Source organism: Acidovorax sp. Leaf73 (genome assembly GCF_916855635.1).
In the GTDB taxonomy this organism is placed as follows: domain Bacteria; phylum Pseudomonadota; class Gammaproteobacteria; order Burkholderiales; family Burkholderiaceae_C; genus Acidovorax; species Acidovorax facilis.
Genome location: NZ_CAKASI010000001.1, coordinates 84,683 through 102,664, shown reverse-complemented (window position 1 = coordinate 102,664; position 17,982 = coordinate 84,683). Strand labels below are relative to the sequence as shown.

19 protein-coding genes are annotated in these 17,982 nt (G+C 67.1%); 11 read left to right on the top strand and 8 right to left on the bottom strand.

What is annotated here, in order from left to right:
• Positions 1 to 149: 149 nt before the first annotated feature.
• A complete protein-coding gene (locus LPA35_RS00490) occupies positions 150 to 860 on the bottom strand; it encodes a glutathione S-transferase family protein (protein WP_228894381.1) in 711 nt (236 codons plus the stop codon).
• A 184-nt stretch (positions 861 to 1,044) separates the two neighbouring features.
• Between LPA35_RS00490 and LPA35_RS00485 the strand changes: the two genes are divergently transcribed.
• Positions 1,045 to 1,935, top strand: a complete 891-nt coding sequence (locus tag LPA35_RS00485; RefSeq protein ID WP_228894379.1) for a LysR family transcriptional regulator — start codon at positions 1,045 to 1,047, stop codon at positions 1,933 to 1,935.
• A 77-nt stretch (positions 1,936 to 2,012) separates the two neighbouring features.
• The gene (locus tag LPA35_RS00480) at positions 2,013 to 2,573 is read left to right on the top strand and encodes a dihydrofolate reductase family protein (protein WP_228894378.1); all 561 of its coding nucleotides are present in this window, start codon (positions 2,013 to 2,015) and stop codon (positions 2,571 to 2,573) included.
• Positions 2,574 to 2,653: 80 nt separating this feature from the next.
• Here LPA35_RS00480 and LPA35_RS00475 read toward each other — a convergent pair whose 3' ends face one another.
• Positions 2,654 to 3,091, bottom strand: coding sequence for an Lrp/AsnC family transcriptional regulator (locus LPA35_RS00475; protein WP_228894375.1), 438 nt, complete (start codon positions 3,089 to 3,091; stop codon positions 2,654 to 2,656).
• Between the two features lie 143 nt (positions 3,092 to 3,234).
• On the opposite strand from LPA35_RS00475, the gene LPA35_RS00470 reads away from it, so the two are divergent.
• Entirely contained in the window at positions 3,235 to 3,783 is a 549-nt protein-coding gene (locus tag LPA35_RS00470; protein ID WP_228894373.1) for an alpha/beta hydrolase, read from the top strand.
• Positions 3,784 to 3,861: 78 nt separating this feature from the next.
• Here LPA35_RS00470 and LPA35_RS00465 read toward each other — a convergent pair whose 3' ends face one another.
• Positions 3,862 to 4,488, bottom strand: coding sequence for a DUF2242 domain-containing protein (locus LPA35_RS00465; protein ID WP_228894371.1), 627 nt, complete (start codon positions 4,486 to 4,488; stop codon positions 3,862 to 3,864).
• Positions 4,489 to 4,860: 372 nt separating this feature from the next.
• Between LPA35_RS00465 and LPA35_RS00460 the strand changes: the two genes are divergently transcribed.
• Positions 4,861 to 5,298 carry a thermonuclease family protein gene (locus tag LPA35_RS00460; protein ID WP_121419505.1) on the top strand — a complete coding sequence of 146 codons (438 nt, stop codon included), beginning with the start codon at positions 4,861 to 4,863 and terminating at the stop codon, positions 5,296 to 5,298.
• Positions 5,299 to 5,316: 18 nt separating this feature from the next.
• Here the strand turns inward: LPA35_RS00460 and LPA35_RS00455 are convergent, their stop codons facing one another.
• A complete protein-coding gene (locus LPA35_RS00455; RefSeq protein ID WP_228894370.1) occupies positions 5,317 to 7,020 on the bottom strand; it encodes a flagellinolysin in 1,704 nt (567 codons plus the stop codon).
• 277 nt (positions 7,021 to 7,297) lie between these two features.
• Between LPA35_RS00455 and LPA35_RS00450 the strand changes: the two genes are divergently transcribed.
• From LPA35_RS00450 to LPA35_RS00440, 3 genes are all read left to right on the top strand, one after another.
• Positions 7,298 to 8,569, top strand: a complete 1,272-nt coding sequence (locus LPA35_RS00450) for an MFS transporter (RefSeq protein WP_228894369.1) — start codon at positions 7,298 to 7,300, stop codon at positions 8,567 to 8,569.
• Positions 8,570 to 8,709: 140 nt separating this feature from the next.
• Positions 8,710 to 10,323: a DUF1800 domain-containing protein gene (locus LPA35_RS00445; RefSeq protein ID WP_228894366.1), complete on the top strand. Its 1,614-nt coding sequence runs from the start codon at positions 8,710 to 8,712 to the stop codon at positions 10,321 to 10,323.
• 10 nt (positions 10,324 to 10,333) lie between these two features.
• Positions 10,334 to 11,551 carry a DUF1501 domain-containing protein gene (locus LPA35_RS00440; protein ID WP_228894358.1) on the top strand — a complete coding sequence of 406 codons (1,218 nt, stop codon included), beginning with the start codon at positions 10,334 to 10,336 and terminating at the stop codon, positions 11,549 to 11,551.
• 87 nt (positions 11,552 to 11,638) lie between these two features.
• On the opposite strand, the gene LPA35_RS00435 is transcribed toward LPA35_RS00440, so the two are convergent.
• Entirely contained in the window at positions 11,639 to 12,556 is a 918-nt protein-coding gene (locus tag LPA35_RS00435) for a DHH family phosphoesterase (protein WP_228894345.1), read from the bottom strand.
• A 129-nt stretch (positions 12,557 to 12,685) separates the two neighbouring features.
• Between LPA35_RS00435 and LPA35_RS00430 the strand changes: the two genes are divergently transcribed.
• Entirely contained in the window at positions 12,686 to 13,150 is a 465-nt protein-coding gene (locus LPA35_RS00430; protein ID WP_121419499.1) for a TerB family tellurite resistance protein, read from the top strand.
• Positions 13,151 to 13,251: 101 nt separating this feature from the next.
• Here LPA35_RS00430 and LPA35_RS00425 read toward each other — a convergent pair whose 3' ends face one another.
• The gene (locus LPA35_RS00425) at positions 13,252 to 13,587 is read right to left on the bottom strand and encodes an ankyrin repeat domain-containing protein (protein WP_228894343.1); all 336 of its coding nucleotides are present in this window, start codon (positions 13,585 to 13,587) and stop codon (positions 13,252 to 13,254) included.
• Positions 13,588 to 13,743: 156 nt separating this feature from the next.
• Positions 13,744 to 14,337, bottom strand: coding sequence for a DUF6151 family protein (locus tag LPA35_RS00420; protein ID WP_228894342.1), 594 nt, complete (start codon positions 14,335 to 14,337; stop codon positions 13,744 to 13,746).
• A gap of 215 nt (positions 14,338 to 14,552) precedes the next feature.
• Between LPA35_RS00420 and LPA35_RS00415 the strand changes: the two genes are divergently transcribed.
• Complete coding sequence (locus LPA35_RS00415; RefSeq protein WP_228894340.1) at positions 14,553 to 15,347, top strand: pseudouridine synthase; 795 nt, start codon at positions 14,553 to 14,555, stop codon at positions 15,345 to 15,347.
• A gap of 68 nt (positions 15,348 to 15,415) precedes the next feature.
• The gene (locus LPA35_RS00410; protein ID WP_228894339.1) at positions 15,416 to 16,366 is read left to right on the top strand and encodes a nitronate monooxygenase family protein; all 951 of its coding nucleotides are present in this window, start codon (positions 15,416 to 15,418) and stop codon (positions 16,364 to 16,366) included.
• A gap of 33 nt (positions 16,367 to 16,399) precedes the next feature.
• Here the strand turns inward: LPA35_RS00410 and LPA35_RS00405 are convergent, their stop codons facing one another.
• Entirely contained in the window at positions 16,400 to 16,990 is a 591-nt protein-coding gene (locus LPA35_RS00405) for an NAD(P)H-dependent oxidoreductase (protein WP_121419494.1), read from the bottom strand.
• Positions 16,991 to 17,462: 472 nt separating this feature from the next.
• Here LPA35_RS00405 and LPA35_RS00400 point away from each other — a divergent pair, with 472 nt between their 5' ends.
• Complete coding sequence (locus tag LPA35_RS00400) at positions 17,463 to 17,969, top strand: MgtC/SapB family protein (protein WP_121508766.1); 507 nt, start codon at positions 17,463 to 17,465, stop codon at positions 17,967 to 17,969.
• Positions 17,970 to 17,982: the final 13 nt, after the last annotated feature.

Here is a 17,982-nt window from a genome sequence, read left to right as displayed (position 1 = left end):
TGAGCGGTAAGTGTGAGCTGCGGATCGGGATGGGCGGCAAGGCGCAAGGCGCAGCAATAGCCGTAGCTATTGCGAGTACTTGCAACGCGGCAGACCGCCCGAGGCCGCAGAGGCACGCGGCGCGGTGATTCGTGCAGAGGATCCCTAGCCTACGCGGCCACCGCCTGCATGCGCCGCGACAGTGCCGAGCCGCGCGCCAGCAAAAAGGCCCGCAAGCCCTCGGCATAGTCCGCACCCACGGCCTGCTGCACAGAAGGGCGCGCAGCCAGCGCAGCGCGCCACTGCTGCACCAGCGGCAAGCCGTGCCAGAGCCCCAGGTCATCCACAACCGGCAAGGTGTCGATGACGTCAAAGTACCGGAACACCGGGCCGAACACCGCATCCACCATGCCAAAGTCCGGCCCGGCAAAGTACGGCCCCGGCGCGCTGCGCTGGCCCAGGGCCTCTTCGATCTGCACAAAGCGGCTGCGCAGGTCCAGCGCGCGGGCCTGCAGCGTGGCCTCATCCGGCGCGGCGTAGAAGCCGCCGATGGTGTTCAGCACGGCAGAGCCAAACTCCATCCATGCCCGGTGGCGTGCGCGTTGCAGCGGATCTGACGGGTGCAACACGGGCATGGCCACTTCGTCCAGGTATTCGCAGATCACAGCGGACTCGAACAGGCTTTGGCCCTGCACCTGCAAGACCGGGGTCTTGCCCAGCGGCGAGAGGGCCAGAAACCAGTCGGGCTTGCGGGCCAGGTCAATGGTGCGGCGCTCAAACGCCAGCCCCTTTTCGTGCAGAACGATGGCCACGCGCTGCACGTAGGGGCACAGCGCATGCGAGACCAGGGTGAGTGCGGGTGCGGCTGTTCGCGAGCTCATGCGGCCCATCCTTGAGCGTGTGGGGCACAGAGGGTGTTCAACAGGCGGGCAATGCAGGTGCAGGTGCGCTTCATGGGGCGGGCTTTCTATGGCAAGAGGGTGGGCATCGCCCGTTGGTGTATCTACCGACGTATGGCGACCAGCAGAATTTATGATTGCATTGGCGCAAACAAAATAAGCAAACATGAAAACATCGATTGCAACCGCGCAATACCAATTGGGCGCCGCAGAGCTGGAAGTGCTGCTGGCCATGGTGCGCACCGGCACCTTGGCAGCAGCCGGTGAACGGCTTGGCGTGGATGCGTCCACGGTGTTCCGTGCCATCCAGCGCATCGAGCGCGGGCTGGGCCAGTCGCTGTTCGAGCGCTCGCGCGCGGGCTACCGCGCCTCGGAGCTGGCCCAGGCCCTGGCCGAGCAGGCCGAGCGCGTGGAAGCCGCCCTGGAGGCCGCCCGCACGGCCACGCAGGCACAGCCCGAGCAGGTGTCGGGCACGGTGCGCATCTCCACCACCGACACCCTCCTGCACGGCCTCATCGCCCCCGCCCTGCAGGTGCTGCAGCCCCGGCACCCGGCCTTGGTATACGAACTGCATGCGGGCAATGAACTGGTGAGCCTGACGCGCCGAGACACCGACATCGCCGTGCGCGCCACCAAGCGTCCACCACAACACCTGGTGGGTCGGCAACTGGGCATGATCCGATCCGCGCTGTACGCAGGCACCGCCAGCCCGCTGGTCCTGTCCGACGTGGAGGCGGGCCGCGCAGCCTGGATTGCGCCCGACGACGCGCTGCCCGACCACCCCTCGGTGCGCTGGCGCAAAAAGCAATACCCCAAGGCGCAGCCCACCTACCGCGTCAACAGCCTGCTCACCGTGATGGAGCTGGTGGCCCTGGGCATGGGCGTGGGGGTGCTGCCCCTCTTTCTGGCCCAGGGCCGCAGCGACCTGCGCCCCCTCACCGGGTCGCTGGCCGACTGTGAAACCGAGCTGTGGCTGCTGACGCACCCCGAGTCGCGGCACCTGCGGCGCATTGCCACGGTGTACGGGCATCTGGCGGAGACGGTGCAGTTACCCTGACGCACTCGGGCCTTCCCGCCGCCCTCCCGGCTTGCTGCCAGCACGTTGTCAGCAGCCGGTCTTCACAGTGAGCGCCCATGACCATCACACAGTTCTACGGCGCTTCCAGCCTCGACGGCTTCATTGCCACGGCAGACCATGACCTTGGCTGGCTCTTGCAGTTCGGCGAGATCGAGGGCTCCAGCTACCCCGCTTTCATCCGCGACGTGGGTGCGCTGGCCATGGGCTCGCACACCTACGAATGGATGCTGAAACACGCCATCGACGCAGGCCAGCCATGGCCCTACGTGCAGCCCACATGGGTGTTCAGCACGCGCACGCTGCGCGCCATCCCGGGCGCCGATGTGCGCTTTGTGCATGGCGATGTGCGGCCCATGCACCAGTCCATGGTGCGGGCCGCAGCGGGGCGCAATGTGTGGATCGTGGGCGGGGGCGAGCTGGTGGGGCAGTTTTGTGACGCGGGCCTGCTGGACGAGTTGATCGTGCAGATCGCACCGGTCACACTGGGTGCGGGCAAGCCGCTGTTGCCACGCCGGATCACACAACCGGCGCTGCGCCTGCAGTCGGTGACAACGCTGGGCGGCATCTTTGCAGAGCTGAGGTACAAGGTGCCGCCAGCCTCGCAACGCAACCCATAGCCACGCCTCTTGACGCTATTGTTTTCATAGCTATTTTCGCTTATCCATCAAGCGCCAGCGGCTCTTTGGACGAAAAACTCTTAACCCAGCGGCACCGCCTTGTTCACCGGGTGCGACAGCACCAGCGAGGTGGAGACGCTGCCAAACGCGGCCAGCGCATCCACCACACGCTCCAGGTCGGCGGGCTGGTCGAAGGCGCAGCGCACCACGAAGCAGTCTTCGCCGGTCACGCGCACAACATCCAGCACTTCGGGCAGGGACTGGAACAGCAACACATAGCGCTGGATGTGCTCGTGCGTGGTGCGCACCCGCACCACCGCCTGCAGGCCCAGGCCCACGGCGTCCAGGTTGATGCGGGCCGCGTAGCCTGCAATCACGCCCGCGTCTTCGAGCTTTTTCACACGCTCGCTCATCGCAGGCTGCGACAGGCCGATCTGCTTGCCCAGCGCCGACAGGCTTTGCCGCGCGTCGTGCTGCAGGGCCATGAGGATCTGCCGGTCTTTTTTGTCCAGTTCCACGGGGTGCTTTCTTTGAACAGGCTCTTAACGATGACTTCAAGGTTTGGGCGGGCGATTTCCGATGAGCCCCCCTGGCCGAATCAGCGGCGATTTCCTATCGTTGGCGGGCAGTGATGGATCTGCTTTGAGAACAAGGACATTGAATGACGACGCGACCTGTTTTGCTGATTCCGGGCATCTACAACTCGGGCCCCACACATTGGCAGTCATTGTGGCAAACCCGGCATGCGGGCGTGGCGCGGGTGGAGCAGGCCGACTGGGACCACCCCGATTGCGACACCTGGGTGCGCACGCTCGATGACGCCGTTGCTGCATCGCCCCAGCCCCCCATCCTGGTGGCACACAGCCTGGGCTGCCTGGTCGCAGTGCACTGGGCCGCGCGCCACCCCCGGCCCGTGCAAGCGCTGCTGCTGGTGGCGGTGCCAGACCCCGCGGGGCCGAATTTTCCGGCCGACGCCAAAGGCTTTGCCCCACTGCCTGCCGTGCTGCCCGCCCAGCCCGACCTGCCGAGACGGGTGCTGATGAGCAGCACCAGCGACCCGTATTCCACCCCCGGCTTTTCGGCGCAGTGCGCCAGCGCCTGGAACGCCGAGCACGTGGTGCTGGGTGCGCGGGGCCACCTCAATGCCGACAGTGGCCTGGGTGACTGGCCGCAGGGATGGGAGTTGGTGGCGCGCTGGCGCGGAGAGTGAGAACCGCTGCGGGATTGCCACGCCCCTCCGAGAGCGCAGGCCCAGAGCGCTCAGGCCCCAGTGCCTGGAACCTCCGCGTCAGCCACCGATGGCTTGCGCCTGGTCCATCACGAGGTAGCGCTTGACCAGATCGAAGAAGCTCTCGTAGAAAGCGTCCTTCGAGATGGTCTCGCTGCCCACCTTGACCAGCGATTCGCTGCTGGCAGAAAACGGCAGCGACACGGACCCGATGGCGCCCACGCCCACGCTGGCCGAGTTGTTGGTCTTGCGCAGGGCATAGGTGTCCTGCAGCGCCGTCACAAAGCCCAGGCTCACCTTGCCGTCATTGGCCTCGGGCACACACACCACGCGCACCACCATCTGAAGGTGCGACTCGGCTTCGGGCTGGAAGCTCTTTTTGCCCTCCACCAGCTCCGGCTGGTGGGTGGAGATGATGTAGCCCTGGCTCAGCAGCGCGCGGCGCGATGCCTCGCAGGTCTGGGCGGGCGTGGCGTCAAACAGGCGCGAGTAGGTGGCCACCGAACCAAAACTCTCCTGCACCCCAAACGTCTTGGGCGTGGTGCCCACACAGCCTGCCAGCAATGCGGCCAGAGCCAAGCTACCTGCAGCGGCGCCAGAACGAACAGTAAAGCGGGTCGGGAAAAGGCACAAACGCAAGGGCGGGCACTCCTTCGGGGTCATCAACATCATCAAGAAAGTCGTCATTGCGGGGGGCATTTCCGGTTGCCATAGCGGCGAAGAACGGCTGCCATGGCGTTCTGACAGTCTGCACCACACCCGGTTCCCGTCGATTCTAGAAAGCCCTATGCCCAGCCTGGCACAACGCCCTTGCCCGTGGAGGGGCTGAAAGCGTGGTAACCACAGCCCAAAGCCCTGCACGCACGCCCTGCGCACCATTTCGGGCATTGCACGCGTCAAGGTATCAATTTGCAGCAGCCCGTAGAGACAACACGCCAGATGCTACACTATTGATAGCTGTTAGCGCTTATCCATAAAGCGCAAAGTGGCAATTTGACACAACATTCTGTCACGTGCCTTCTTGCTCGCCTTCCACCATTTCTCTCTCCCTCTGCTGCCGTGCCCCTTGCCTCCCTGCTCTGCCTGGTCGTCGCCATCAGCGACGGCGACACCCTGACCGTGCGCTGCGGCGCGCCCGGTGCCTACCAGCAGGTGAAGGTGCGTATCGCCGCCATCGACGCGCCCGAGTCACGCCAGGCCTTTGGCCAGAAGTCACGGCAGCACCTGGCGCAGCTGTGCTTCAGGCAACGCGCCGCGCTGCAGCCGGTGGACGAAGACAGCTACGGCCGCACGGTGGCCCATGTGCGCTGCGGCAGCGCCGATGTGGCTACGGCACAGGTGCGCGCCGGCCTGGCCTGGGTGTACACGCCCTATGCCGAATCCCGCCCGCAGCTGGTGGCGCTGCAGCGCCAAGCGCGCAGCAGCGGCACAGGGTTATGGTCACAGAAGCGGCCACTGGCGCCGTGGACCTACCGGCACCGGCACAGCCAGCGCTGATCCTCTTTTCAAGCTGCCTCAGGTGCGCAGCAGTGCCAGCACGCCCTGGGGCATCTGGTTGGCCTGCACCACCATGGCGTTGCCCGCCTGCTGCAGGATCTGCTGGCGGGCCAGGCTGGCGGTCTCTACCGCGAAATCCGTGTCGACAATGCGCGAGCGGCTGGCCGACAGGTTTTCGCTGCCGATCTGCAGGTTGGCAATGGCCGACTCCAGCCGCGAGGACTGGGCGCCGATGACGGCGCGCTGGCTGTTCACGTAGTCCAGCGCGCGGTCTACCGACACGATGGCCTGCGCGGCCGAGGTGGTCACGTCCAGCGTGTTGCGCAGGCCCATGGCCCCCAGGCCAATCGCGCCCACGCGGGTTTCCAGGGTCTGGTTGGCATTGGCGCCCACCTGGAACACCTTGGTGCTGATGGCGCCGCTGGTTGAGGCGATGTTTTCGTAGGTCTCGGTGAAGCCATGCAGTGCGTCCTTGCCCGAACGGCTGCCCTGGTTGGGCAGCGCCGCCTTGGCGTCGCGCACCATGCCGCCGTCCACGTCGGCGCCGCCAATGGCGCCGGTGTCGGCATTGTTCAGGTCAAAACCGCCGATGAAGGCCGCGCCGTTGAGCCCGAACTGCGCGAGCACATCCCCCGCGTTGGTGAAGGCCCCGGCCGAGGCTGCGCCAATGGCCGCGTCCAGCGTGGAGCCGGGGTTGTTGCTCATGTAGGTGAGCACATCCTTGATGCCGGTGCCGCCCGCCGTCTTGATGCGCTCGTGCATGTAGCGCACGGCCGAGTAGCTGGACGAGTAGAACTCGCTGGTGTTGCTGGGCCCGCCAATGGCCGCCACCACAGCGGCCACGCCCAGGTTGGCCACGTCGGCGCGCACCCGTTCTTCGGCGCCGTGGATGAATTCGGCCGCGCCTTCGGCAAACCACAAGTGGCTGCCGGTGATGTTCTGCCAGTTGGTGGAGCGGGCCATCACCGCGTGCACCATTTCGTGGGCAATCACACGGTCGTTGTAGAACGGTGCGGAGCCCCCATTGGGCGGGTTGGGCGGCACGAAGTCGGCCATGTCCACCTGCAGCACCAGGTTGTTGCCCCGCCCCTGCCCGTCAAACCCGGTGACCTGCACATAGGCGGCCACACCGCCCGCGTTGTCGGTAAAGCCGGTGTAGCGGATGTCGATGGCCGCGCCATCGCCCTGCAGGCCAAAGTAGTTGCGGATGAGGTTTTCGCTGCTCTCCAGCCAGCTGCCCGCGCTGGTCAGGCCGTCAAACACGGACAGCAGGTTCTCGTCGCCCACCACGCTGGCGTCGGAGCGGTCGAACACGTCCATGCCATTGAACTGCGTGGTGCGCCCGGTGCGGTCGATCTCTTGCGCCAGCCGCGTCACCTCGGCCTGGATGGCCTGGCGGTCAGACGCGCTGTTGGTGTCGTTGGCGGCCTGCACGGCCAGCTCGCGGATGCGCTGCAGGCTGGCGGTGACGCTCTGCAGCGCGCCCTCGGCCGTCTGCATGAGCGAAACGCCGTCGTTGGCATTACGCACCGCCTGGTTGAGCCCCCGGATCTGCGAAGTGAACCGCTCGGAGATCGCCAGGCCCGCTGCGTCGTCCTTGGCACTGTTGATGCGCAAGCCCGAGGACAGGCGCCGCACGGTCGTGCCCATGTCACTTTGTGCACCGCCAAGCCGGCGCTGCGCATTCAGCGACATCACGTTGGTGTTGATCGTCAACGCCATGGCACGCCCCGGGGACTCCTGGTCAAAGCAGATGAATAGACAAACGGTACAAACCGGTCGAAGCGGCACGCCCAGCCCCACGCAGCAGCAGCGCCGAGGCCGCAAACCCGCTTCTTCTTCTCTGCCTTATCGGCGGGCCAGGGCAAAACCTGAAGACCCATTTCTGCGGGTCTTCCCCCAAGCCCCCAGCGTGCAGGCTGCACAGCCGCTAGCATCCTGGGGTCTTTCCCATCTGGCCCCCAGCGTGCGCTGCCCCGGCCGCCCCCACTCCGTTTTCATGACAGTCCCCCATTCCCCCCCTGCAGCACCCGATGCGGAGACCTCCAGCGTCTACGGCCACTCCGGCTTCATTTCCTTTCTGATCGCCCGCGTGGTGGCCGTGGTCGCCACCCAGGTGCAGGCCGTGGTGGTGGCCTGGCAGGTGTATGACCTCACCCGCGAGCCGCTGGCACTGGCCTATGTGGGTCTGGCGCAGTTTCTGCCCATGCTGGCCCTGCTGCTGCCAGCAGGCGATTTGATCGACCGCTTTGACCGCAGGCGCATCCTGGCGCTGGCTTGGTCGGTGGGCGGCGTGTGCAGTGCCCTGCTGTGGTGGCTGGCGGGCCATGGGGCCAGCGGTGTGGCGGGCATTTATGCGGTGCTGGTGCTGTATGGCTGCGCACGCGCTTTTTCGGGGCCAGCCATGCAAAGCCTGCTGCCGCAGATCGTCCCGCGCGGGCAGCTCGCGCAGGCCATTGCCGCCAACAGCATGCTGATGCGCGTGGCCAGCATCGGAGGGCCGCTGCTGGGCGGGCTGCTGTATGCGCTGGGCGGTGGCGAGCTGACCTACGCCGTGTGCTGCGCGTGTTTTGTGCTGGGCGTGGCGCTGCTGCTGCGTGTGGTGGTGGCCCATGCCACGGCGCCCGGCCCCGCGCAGGGAACGATGTTCGAGCGCTTTGGCGCAGGCATCACCTTCATCCGCACCCGGCCCATCATCCTGGGCACCATTTCGCTGGACCTGTTCGCCGTGCTGCTGGGGGGCGTGGTGGCCCTGCTGCCCATCTACGCGCAAGAGGTGCTGCATGTGGGCCCGGCGGGCCTGGGCGCGCTGCGCAGCGCCATGGCCGTGGGCGAGGTGGGCGCGGGGCTGTACCTGAGCATGCGGCCCTTCAACCGCCATGTGGGGCGCACCATGTTCATCGCCGTGGCGGTGTTTGGCGTGGCCAACCTGGTGTTTGCGCTCTCGCACTGGTTCTGGCTGTCGTTTGCGGCGCTGATGGTGGCTGGCGCGGCCGACATGGTGAGCGTGTACATCCGCGGCGCGCTGGTGCAGTTCTCCACCCCCGACACCATGCGCGGGCGGGTGAACGCGGTGAACATGCTGTTCATCGGCTCGTCCAACGAGCTGGGCGAGTTCCGCGCGGGCACCAGCGCCGCGTGGCTGGGCGTGGTGCCCGCCGCCGTGGTGGGCGGGCTGTGCACGCTGGGCGTGGTGGGCGGCTGGATGCTGGCCTTCAAGACACTGCGCACGGTGGACCGTTTCGAGGAAGCTGCGCAGGCCAGCAGCTGAGCGGTTCAGCGACGGTGCGACAGCCCGTGTAAACAAGCTCCGGGGCGTTTGTGTCGCGCAGGTAAAACCCGCGCGGCAGGCTTGCACGGCGCATTGAGGCGGAGCACCATGCGCCCACTGCCTGCCCCCAAGCGCACCACATGAACGCTCCTTCCGCCCCGCCCCAAGGTCTTCTTCAACGCCGCACCGTGCTCGCAGGCCTGCTGGGCATGGCTGCCACCGCCCCGCTGGGCCTGGCCCGCGCCACCACCCCGGCGGGCGCCGCTGCCTGGAACACCGCCGACGAGCCCACCCTGGCCCGCCTACTGGACCGCGTGACCTGGGGCAACACCGCCCAAGGCGCACAAGCGCTGCCACCGCAAGGGGTTGCCGCCTACCTGGCGGCGCAGCTGCGCCCCCCGCCTGCCACGCTGCCCCGCGCGGCCCAGGCGCAGATCGACGCCATGGCCATCACCCGCACGCCCCTGCCCGAGCTGGCCGCGCGCATGGAGGCCCAGCACCAGGCCGCCAAGGCCCAGCCCACCGAAGACGGCCGCAAGGCTGCGCTCAAGGCCTGGCAGCAGGACATGCGCGCGCTGCAGCAAGAGGCGGCCGAGCGTTTTGTGCTGCGCGCGCTGTATTCGCCCACCCAGCTGCGCGAGAAGATGACCTGGTTCTGGATGAACCACTTCAGCGTGTTTGCGGGCAAGGGCAACCTGCGTGTGCTGGTGGGCGACTACGAGGAACGCGCCATCCGTCCCCATGCGCTGGGGCGCTTTCGCGACCTGCTGGGCGCCACCGTGCGCCACCCGGCCATGCTGCATTACCTGGACAACGCCCGCAACGCAGCAGGCCGCATCAACGAAAACTATGCGCGCGAGCTGATGGAGCTGCACACCCTGGGCGTGGACGGCGGCTACAGCCAGCAGGACGTGCAGGAGCTGGCACGCGTGCTGACCGGCGTGGGCATTGCGCGCCAGCCAGACAGCGACGAGCCCCCGCGCATGAAGCCCGCGCTGCGCCGCCACTACGTGCGCGATGGCCTGTTCGAGTTCAACCCCCAGCGGCATGACTGGGAGCCCAAGACCCTGCTGGGCCAGCCCCTGCGCGCCGAAGGCCTGGTCGAGGTGGACGAAGCATTGGACCGCCTGGCACGCGCCCCGGCCACGGCGCGTTTCATCACCCGCAAGATCGCGCTCTTCCTGGTGGGCGACAAGCCACCGCCCGCGCTGCTGCAAACCCTGGCCCACACGTTCGAGCGCACCGATGGCGACATCGCCGCCGTGCTGGAGGCACTGTTCAGCGCGCCGGAATTTCGGGCATCGCTGGGCCAGCGCTTTCGCGACCCGGTGCACTATGTGCTGGCCAGCCTGCGCCTGGCCCATGGCGACGCCGTGCTGCCCGGCGCCGAGCCCGCGCTGGGCTGGCTGCAGCGCCTGGCCGAGCCCCTGTATGGCCGCGCCACGCCCGACGGCTACCCGCTGGACGCGGCGGCATGGGCAGGCTCAGGGCAGATGTCCACGCGCTTCGAGATCGCCCGCGCCATCGGGGCTGGGGTGGCCACCGCCCCCATGCCCACCCCGCGCGAGAAGGAGATGAGGATGGCCGAACAGTCGGCATCGCAGCGCACGCCCCCACCGCTGGCACAGAGTGCCTATGTGCGCGCCCTGCAGCCCACCTGGTCGGCCGCCACGAACAATGCGCTGGCGCAGGCAACATCACCGCGTGAGTGGAACCTGTTGTTCCTTGCATCACCGGAATTCATGCACGGCTGAGGAAATCACCATGCGACGCAGACACCTTCTTCAAGCTCTGGGCGCCAGCGCCCTCGGCGTGCGCAGCGCCAGCGCGATGGCCGCCCCCGGCGCGCCGGACGTGCGTTTTCTGCTTGTGTTCTTGCGCGGTGGTTATGACTGCGCCAGCCTGCTGGTGCCCACGGCCAGCAGCTACTACTACGAGACACGGCCCAACATCGCCATTGCCCGTCCGGGGCAGGACGGTGGCGCGCTGCCGCTCACGCCCGACTGGGGCCTGCACCCCGCACTGGCCGAATCGATGCTGCCGCTGTACCAGCAGCGCCAGCTGGCCTTTGTGCCCTTTGCGGGCACCGACGACCTCTCGCGCAGCCACTTCGACACGCAAGACAGCATGGAGCTGGGCCAGCCCGTGGGCGGGCGGCGCGACTACCGCTCAGGTTTTTTGAACCGGCTGGTGGCCGAGTTGAACCCGCGCACCGGCAACACCCCGGCCACGGCCACGCTGCAGCCCATGGCCTTCACCAGCACCTTGCCCCTGGTGCTGCGCGGCGCAGTGGATGTGCCCAACACGCTGCTGAGCGCGGCGGCGGGCCGCAGCGGCGTGGATGCGCGGCAGGCGCAGCTCATCGAATCCATGTACCGGGGCACGCCACTGGCCACACCCGTGGTCGAAGGTTTTGCCACGCGCGAAGAAGTGGCGCGCACCATGCAGGGCGAGATGGAAGCCGCCAGCCGCAATGCGCTGAGCACCAAGGGTTTTGAAGGCACGGCGCGGCGCATGGCAAAGCTGATGCAGACGCGCTACCAACTGGGCTTTGTGGACGTAGGCGGCTGGGACACCCATGTGGCACAGGGTGCGGCCACGGGCGCGCTGGCCAACCGGTTTGAAGAGCTGGGCCGGGGCCTGGCTGGCTTTGCCGACGAGATGGGCCCGGCGTGGAAATCCACAGTGGTCGTGGTGGTCAGCGAGTTTGGCCGCACCTTCCGCGAGAACGGCAACCGGGGCACCGACCACGGCCACGGCACCGTGTTCTGGGTGCTGGGCGGTGGTGTGGGCGGCGGGCGCATTGTGGGCGAGCAGCAGGCGCTGACGGCCACCACCTTGTTCCAGAACCGCGACTACCCCGTGCTCAACGACTACCGCGCCGTGCTGGGCGGGCTGTTTGCGCGCATGTACGGACTGAACGCGGCCGCCGTGGCGCGGGTGTTTCCGGGGACCAAGGGGGCGGACTTGCGGCTGGTGTAGCTTGCGCCAATTGCTATATATTTAATAGCTATCAGCGCTTATCCATCGCGCGCAAAGGCCGATTTTTATTCAGAACCGCCCCCTGCTTCAGGCGTTGAAGGTGCCAGAGAGCAGCTCGGGCAGGCGCTCCACCTTCATCTTGAAGCCGCAGGCCTGCGCATGCCCGCCGCCGCCCATGCTTTCGGCCAGCGCGATGCAGTCAAAGTTGCGCTGCGCACGCAGCCCCACCTTCACACCTTTTTCGCCAGCGCTCCACATCAGCGCAAAGGTGCCGGTCTTGGCCGAGAGTATGTCGCCCACCAGGCTGTGGAACATGCCGGGCGCATTCACCATCAGCCCGGTGATGCCGTTGAACACCAGCGGCTGCGCGCCTTCGGCAATGTCGGCGCAGAGCTTCTTGTACTTCTGGTCCATGGCCTCGCCGCGCACCATGAACTCCTTGAGCTGCTCGGGCGTGAAGGCCGCGATCTCGCGCCAGCGCGCAAAGCCCTGTTCTTCCATGTCGAGGGCCGACAAGAACGCGGCGCTCTCGGCAAACTCCCACTTCCAGATGTCGCGGTCTTCCACGTACTTGAGCAGCTCAGGGATAGTCTCGTGCGGGTGAAAGAACTCCCACGCCAGGCGCGCGCCCGACTTGCTCATGTCGAAGTGCACCACACCGCAGCGGCAGGCAAAGCCAGTGAGTTTTTCGGCGGCGCTCTTGTGGTGGTCCAGCATCACCAGCTTGGCGGCACGCTCGTCGATGGCAGCCATCACCTCGGCGGCAAAAGAAAAGTCGAGGATGTAAACCGCACGGCCTTGCAGGGGCGGCAGGTCGTCCACAGACTTGACATCGCCGTGGTCGAGCCCCACGTATTCAGCACTGTCGCCGTAGTACAGCCATGCGGCCAGCGCCGCACCAAAGCCGTCGGGGCAATTGCGCCCGTGGTACAGGATCAGCGGCTTGGGATCGTTCTTGTCGGGGGCAACCAGCAGTTGCAGGGGGAGTATGGTTTTCTTCGTCATGGCCCCCGATTGTCGCCGGGGCGGTGCACCACGCGAGCGCAAAGTGTGCTGCCCGCCCGCGCGCGCTGCGGGAACCAACCCATCCACCGCGCCTCCACCCCATTTGCCCCGCACACCGAAAAGCACCCGATGTTCCGAACCCTCAAAGACCTGTTTGATAGCTTCACGCAGCCCTCCACCACCCAGTCGCCCGCCGCGCGCGCCCACGCCGTGCAACTGGCAGCCGCCGTGCTGCTGGTGGAGGTGGTGCGGTTTGATGCCGCCATGGACGACGCCGAGCGTTCCACCATGGTGACCGCCCTGCGCAGCAAATTTGCGCTGAGCGATGATGAGCTGGAGCGCCTGCTGGAGCTGGCCGTAACCACATCGAAGACCGCCTACGACTACCAGCGATTTACCAGCAGCCTCAACGATCACTTCACGCAGGACCAGAAGATCCAGCTCGTGGAGGCCATGTGGCAGGTGGCGTATGCCGACGCCCACATCGATGCCAACGAGAACCACACCATCAGCAAGGTGGCCGGGCTGTTGCATGTGACGCATGGCGAGTACATAGCGGCCAAGATGCGGGCAAAGGAAGGAAGCCCACTCTGAGTCGCATTCGGCTCTTCCCCCCGAGTGGGACGCCGCCCGGGCGGCGAGGCGGCCGCTGGCCTGGACTGCGCGGGCTCTACGGATGCGCGTGTGCTCGGCGTCTACACCGGCAGCCAGCGCCACCAGAACGGTTTGCGCTCTTCCTTCGCGCCCCGGGCCTGCAGCAGCACAATGAACTCGCTGCGCTGATGGCGCCGGGCCGCCTGCAGCGGTGTCATGTCGTCAAAGTCAGACTTGAGCTGCGGATCAGCACCGTGGGCCAGCAGGTAGTGCGCGATCTCGCTGTGGCCATGGATCAGGCTGGCCACCAGCGGTGTGCACAAAATTTCGGGGTGCTGGTAGTTGGGGTTGACGCCCGCGCTGATGTGGTGGCGCACCAGTGCCAGGTCGCCCGCCACTGCGGCGGCGTACATGTCTTTCCAGTCTCCAGCGGACATGGGGTCTCCTTGTATTGTTTTTCGGTTTTGCGAGGAGCGCAGCGCGGGCCGATGCACATGCCTCCAGACCAGGGGCTCCATGGCAAACCGTCGGCATTCTGGCACGCCCTGGCGCGTGGGTGGTAGCGCAAAGAACTATGGCACCCGGCCCAGCTGCTACACCGCTGCCACGGCCTTTTCGCGTTCGGCGGCGGACAGCACACGCACCGCCACCACAGGCGCGCCAGTGGCCGTGAAGAATGGTGTGCGGCGGTAGCTACCGGTGAATCGCGCCGCCGCAATGCGGGGCATGAAGCCCAGCAGCGCCTTCAGCTGGCTCCAGCGCATGCGGGGCGGCGTGCCCTTGGCGCTGGAGGTTTCCAGGTGCATCTGCACCGGCCCAAACGCGGGCGCAAGCGGCTCGCCGCCCGCGCGCAGGCACAGGTGGACCAGCCCCACATAGGGCATGCGCCAGTCGCGCCCCGTATTGGCCAAGGGGGTATTGCAGCAGCGCGCATACCAGCGCAGCAATCCCGCCTCGGACAGCGACAGGCAGGCCAGCTGGTCGGTGCCACTGGTGAAAGACACGTTGCGGGCATGCGTGCCCACCACCTCGGTGCCGGCCAGAGCGTCCAGCACCGCGTCGGGCAGCCCCAGATGGTGGGCATAGGCTTGGCAGTCCCGGCAATAACAGATGGCGTGGATGGCGGAGCGCGTGTCGGCCACCTCGCCGACGACCTTGGCACACTGGCATTGAAAGCGATGGATCATGAAGCCCTCTCTCTGGTGGATGGAAAGCTTACCGCCCCAGCTGCCAGAATTTGTCAGCAGTGTGCAGGCCAGGCCACCCGGGCGCCCTACCCACCGCCGTATAGTAGAAACGATGCCACCGCATGAGCCCTGCGCCAGCCCCGGCATCGGCCGTGCTGTCGTGCGGTTGGGCCCCTGTCCACGGCCTCCCGCCCCTTTTTTCTCTACCTTCTTCCATGCCCCCTCTGCACATCCTCTGGCGCGACGAGCACCTGGTGGCCGTCTACAAGCCTGCGGGCTGGCTGGTGCACCGCACGGGGCTGGACGCGGGCGAGACGCGGTTTGTGATGCAGACCCTGCGCGACCAGCTGGGCCAGCATGTGTTCCCCGTGCACCGGCTCGACAAGGGCACCTGCGGCGTGCTGGTGATGGCGCTGCACAGCCATGCGGCACGGGCACTGTCACAGGCGTTCGAGCACGGCGCCACGCACAAGCGCTACCTGGCCCTGGTGCGCGGCTGGGCGCCCGAGGCCATCGAGGTGGACCACGCCTTGAAGCCCGACGATGCCCCGGCCGATGCGGCCGTGCAGGACGCCCACACCCGCTTTCGGCGCGTGGCGCAGCTCACGCTGCCCGAGGCCAGTGATGCGCGTTTTGCCACCACCCGCGCCTCGCTGGTCGAGGCGATCCCCACCACAGGGCGGCGCCACCAGATACGCCGCCACCTCAAACACCTGGCGCACCCCATCCTTGGCGACGCGACACACGGCAAAGGCCCCCTCAACCGCTGGTGGGCCGAGCGGCTGGGGCAGCAGAGGCTGTGGCTGCATGCGTGGCAGCTGACGGTGCCACACCCCGTGTCGGGCGCTGTGATGACGTTTGACAGCGGGCTGCCATGGCCGGGGCCTGCGGGCTGGGGCCCCGGGCACGACACGGCAGAGATTGCCAACGCCAGCCCCGTCTCCGATTGGCAGCGGCTGTTTGCACGCTTGCCGTGGGAAGAGACGCAAGGCACGCCCACTGCACCGTAACCCGGGCGACACGACGACAGCGCACCCGTCGAAATAATGGGCACTCCAAAAATCAGGAGACTCCGCCCATGACCGTACCCGCCACCAACCGCGTCCTCGCCCACACGGGCGCGCGCTACCCCATCATCCAGGCGCCAATGGGCTGGATCGCGCGCACGCAGCTGGCATCGGCCGTGTCCCGCGCGGGCGGGCTGGGCATCATCGAGACATCGTCGGGCGAGACGGCCAACTGCCAGGCCGAGATCACCAAGATGAGCGCACTGGGCCTGCCGTTTGGCGTGAATCTGCCCATCCGCTTTTTGAAGGACGACGCCATGCTGCGCTTTGTGTGCGCGTCGGGTGTGAAGTTTGTGACCACCTCGGCGGGCAGCCCGGCCAAGTTCATTGCGCCGCTCAAGGATGCGGGTATCACCGTGTACCACGCCGTGCCCACGGTGGACGCGGCGCTCAAGTGCGTGGACACAGGCATCGACGGTCTGGTGGTCGAGGGCGGCGAAGGCGGCGGGTTCAAGAACCCCGAAGAGGTCTCCACCCTGGTGCTGCTGCAAGCCATTCGTGCGCGGGTGGATGTGCCGCTGGTGGCCGCCGGGGGCATCTGCGACGGGCGCGGCATGGCGGCGGCTTTTGCGCTGGGGGCTGAGGCGGTACAGATGGGCACACGGTTTGTGAGCTGCGCCGAAAGCCCCGTGCACGCCAACTACAAGAACGCCATCGTCGATGCGGGCGTGACCGGCACCTGGATGCTCAACACCAAGGCCAGCCCCTGCATCCGCGCGCTCAAGTCGCAGCGCACCCAGGCCATCCATGAGGCAGGCCTCATGCCCGCCGACAGCTTTGCGGGCATCCAGCGCGTGTACTTTGACGGTGACATGGAGGCGGCGCCTGCGCTGGCGGGGCAGACCGCGGGATTGATTGACTCTGTCAAGACCGCGCAGCAGATCATTGATGACACCGTGGCAGAGTTTTTTGCGATCAGCCAACGCATGGGCGCCTTGGCTGCAGCGCGGTCATTTGGATGATCGCCATCGCAGCGCAGGGCTAGGGCCAGGGCTCTACGCCGCCTTCGCGCCCAGCGCACGCATGCGCGCCTTCCACTTGGCAATCCCATCGTCGCCCAGTTGCTCCACGCTGCCCACCAGCGTCTCATGCACCGGCGCAATGCCCACAAAGCCCAGGATATTGCGCTCCAGCGACTTCACGCTGTGCGCGCGGAAGTACCAGCGGTAGACCAGCGCTGGCATGCCCATGGTGACTACCACCCGCGCACTGCGCCCTGTGAGCCCCTTGCGGCCAAAGGGGTTGCTGCCTTCGGTGTTGAAGGCAAACCCGGGTCGTGCCACCTGCTCCAGAAAACCCTTGAGCAGGGCTGGCATGTCGCCCAGCCACAGCGGAAAAAACAGCACGATGTGCTGCGCCCAGCCGATGTCCGCCTGGGCAGGCTTGAGCGATGCGGGCAGCAGGCCCAGCTCCCACTCGTGCTGGCTGCGCAGCAGCGCAAAGTCGATGGCAGCCACCTCGATCTCGCGCACCTCGTGGCCCGCCGCGATGGCCCCCTGCGCATAGGCCTGCGCCAGCGCGTGGCACAGGTGGGGCGCACTCGCGTCCGGGTGGCCCTGTATCAGAAGAATGCGTTGGGGCGTCATGGCAAAAACTCCTCGCGGCGCCAGGCCCGCCGGTGATGGCGGCCGCTGCAGGCACCAAGGCAAATCGTGACACGCGCAACCCCGGGGTGCAAGCGCCGAGCAGGTGGCGCCACCCGCAGGGACGGGTTGGGAAGGCACGGGAGGAACGTGGCCATGGGCGGCAACCGCCAGACGCTTCACTTTTGATAGCTACCAGCGCTTTACCATCAAGCGCCAGGTGCCAATTTCTATCAAAACCTGGCGCCCACACCCCGCCAAGCGGTCGTTGGCGTGCGTCGGCAGTGTCCTACCCCCGCGCTCGCCCACCACCGGTAGACGCTGCCGCGCAGGAGCAGCACAGTCGCAGGGCAGCACTGTTGCTGCGCCCCCTCCTCCGCTGGACTCCCCGCCATGCCACCACACGCGTACCGCTCTCTGAGCACACCGCCCTCCCTCGCCACAACGCCGGTCGCCGGGTGCAAGGACCATGGCCATGGCTGACCTCTGGCAGGAGATCGCCAGCACGGTGGCCTCGGAATTCTCGGACGTGCCCGATGCGGCACAGGCCACGCGCATCGTGGTGCGCCTGGCCATGGCAGCGCTGCTGGGCGGGCTGCTGGGTTGGGAACGCGAACACGCGGGCAAGGCCGCTGGCGTGCGCACGCACATGCTGGTGGCGATGGGCGCGGCCCTGTTCGTGCTGGTGGCTCAGCAGGCCGGCATTGAAGCGGCAGACAACAGCCGCGTGCTGCAGGGCATCATCGCGGGCGTGGGGTTTCTGGGCGCGGGCACCATCCTCAAGGGCGATGCCGAAAGCCAGGTCAAGGGCCTGACCACAGCCGCTGGCATCTGGCTCACGGCCGCCATCGGCGTGGCCGCCGGGCTGGGCCGCGAAGCCACGGCGGTGCTGAGCACGGTGCTCGCGCTGGTGGTGCTGTGGGCCATTCCGATGCTGCACGACAAGGTGAGCCGCAACGCAGCCAGCCACAAGTCGGACTGAGCCGAGCCGAGGC

Coding starts and splice junctions, on each gene's coding strand:
- LPA35_RS00425 (WP_228894343.1), bottom strand. CDS start 13,587: ATGTCCGCTGGAGACTGGAAAGACATGTACGCCGCCGCAGTGGCGGGC.
- LPA35_RS00400 (WP_121508766.1), top strand. CDS start 17,463: ATGGCTGACCTCTGGCAGGAGATCGCCAGCACGGTGGCCTCGGAATTC.
- LPA35_RS00420 (WP_228894342.1), bottom strand. CDS start 14,337: ATGATCCATCGCTTTCAATGCCAGTGTGCCAAGGTCGTCGGCGAGGTG.
- LPA35_RS00480 (WP_228894378.1), top strand. CDS start 2,013: ATGACCATCACACAGTTCTACGGCGCTTCCAGCCTCGACGGCTTCATT.
- LPA35_RS00490 (WP_228894381.1), bottom strand. CDS start 860: ATGAGCTCGCGAACAGCCGCACCCGCACTCACCCTGGTCTCGCATGCG.
- LPA35_RS00465 (WP_228894371.1), bottom strand. CDS start 4,488: ATGACGACTTTCTTGATGATGTTGATGACCCCGAAGGAGTGCCCGCCC.
- LPA35_RS00415 (WP_228894340.1), top strand. CDS start 14,553: ATGCCCCCTCTGCACATCCTCTGGCGCGACGAGCACCTGGTGGCCGTC.
- LPA35_RS00405 (WP_121419494.1), bottom strand. CDS start 16,990: ATGACGCCCCAACGCATTCTTCTGATACAGGGCCACCCGGACGCGAGT.
- LPA35_RS00450 (WP_228894369.1), top strand. CDS start 7,298: ATGACAGTCCCCCATTCCCCCCCTGCAGCACCCGATGCGGAGACCTCC.
- LPA35_RS00455 (WP_228894370.1), bottom strand. CDS start 7,020: ATGGCGTTGACGATCAACACCAACGTGATGTCGCTGAATGCGCAGCGC.
- LPA35_RS00435 (WP_228894345.1), bottom strand. CDS start 12,556: ATGACGAAGAAAACCATACTCCCCCTGCAACTGCTGGTTGCCCCCGAC.
- LPA35_RS00440 (WP_228894358.1), top strand. CDS start 10,334: ATGCGACGCAGACACCTTCTTCAAGCTCTGGGCGCCAGCGCCCTCGGC.
- LPA35_RS00470 (WP_228894373.1), top strand. CDS start 3,235: ATGACGACGCGACCTGTTTTGCTGATTCCGGGCATCTACAACTCGGGC.
- LPA35_RS00410 (WP_228894339.1), top strand. CDS start 15,416: ATGACCGTACCCGCCACCAACCGCGTCCTCGCCCACACGGGCGCGCGC.
- LPA35_RS00445 (WP_228894366.1), top strand. CDS start 8,710: ATGAACGCTCCTTCCGCCCCGCCCCAAGGTCTTCTTCAACGCCGCACC.
- LPA35_RS00430 (WP_121419499.1), top strand. CDS start 12,686: ATGTTCCGAACCCTCAAAGACCTGTTTGATAGCTTCACGCAGCCCTCC.
- LPA35_RS00485 (WP_228894379.1), top strand. CDS start 1,045: ATGAAAACATCGATTGCAACCGCGCAATACCAATTGGGCGCCGCAGAG.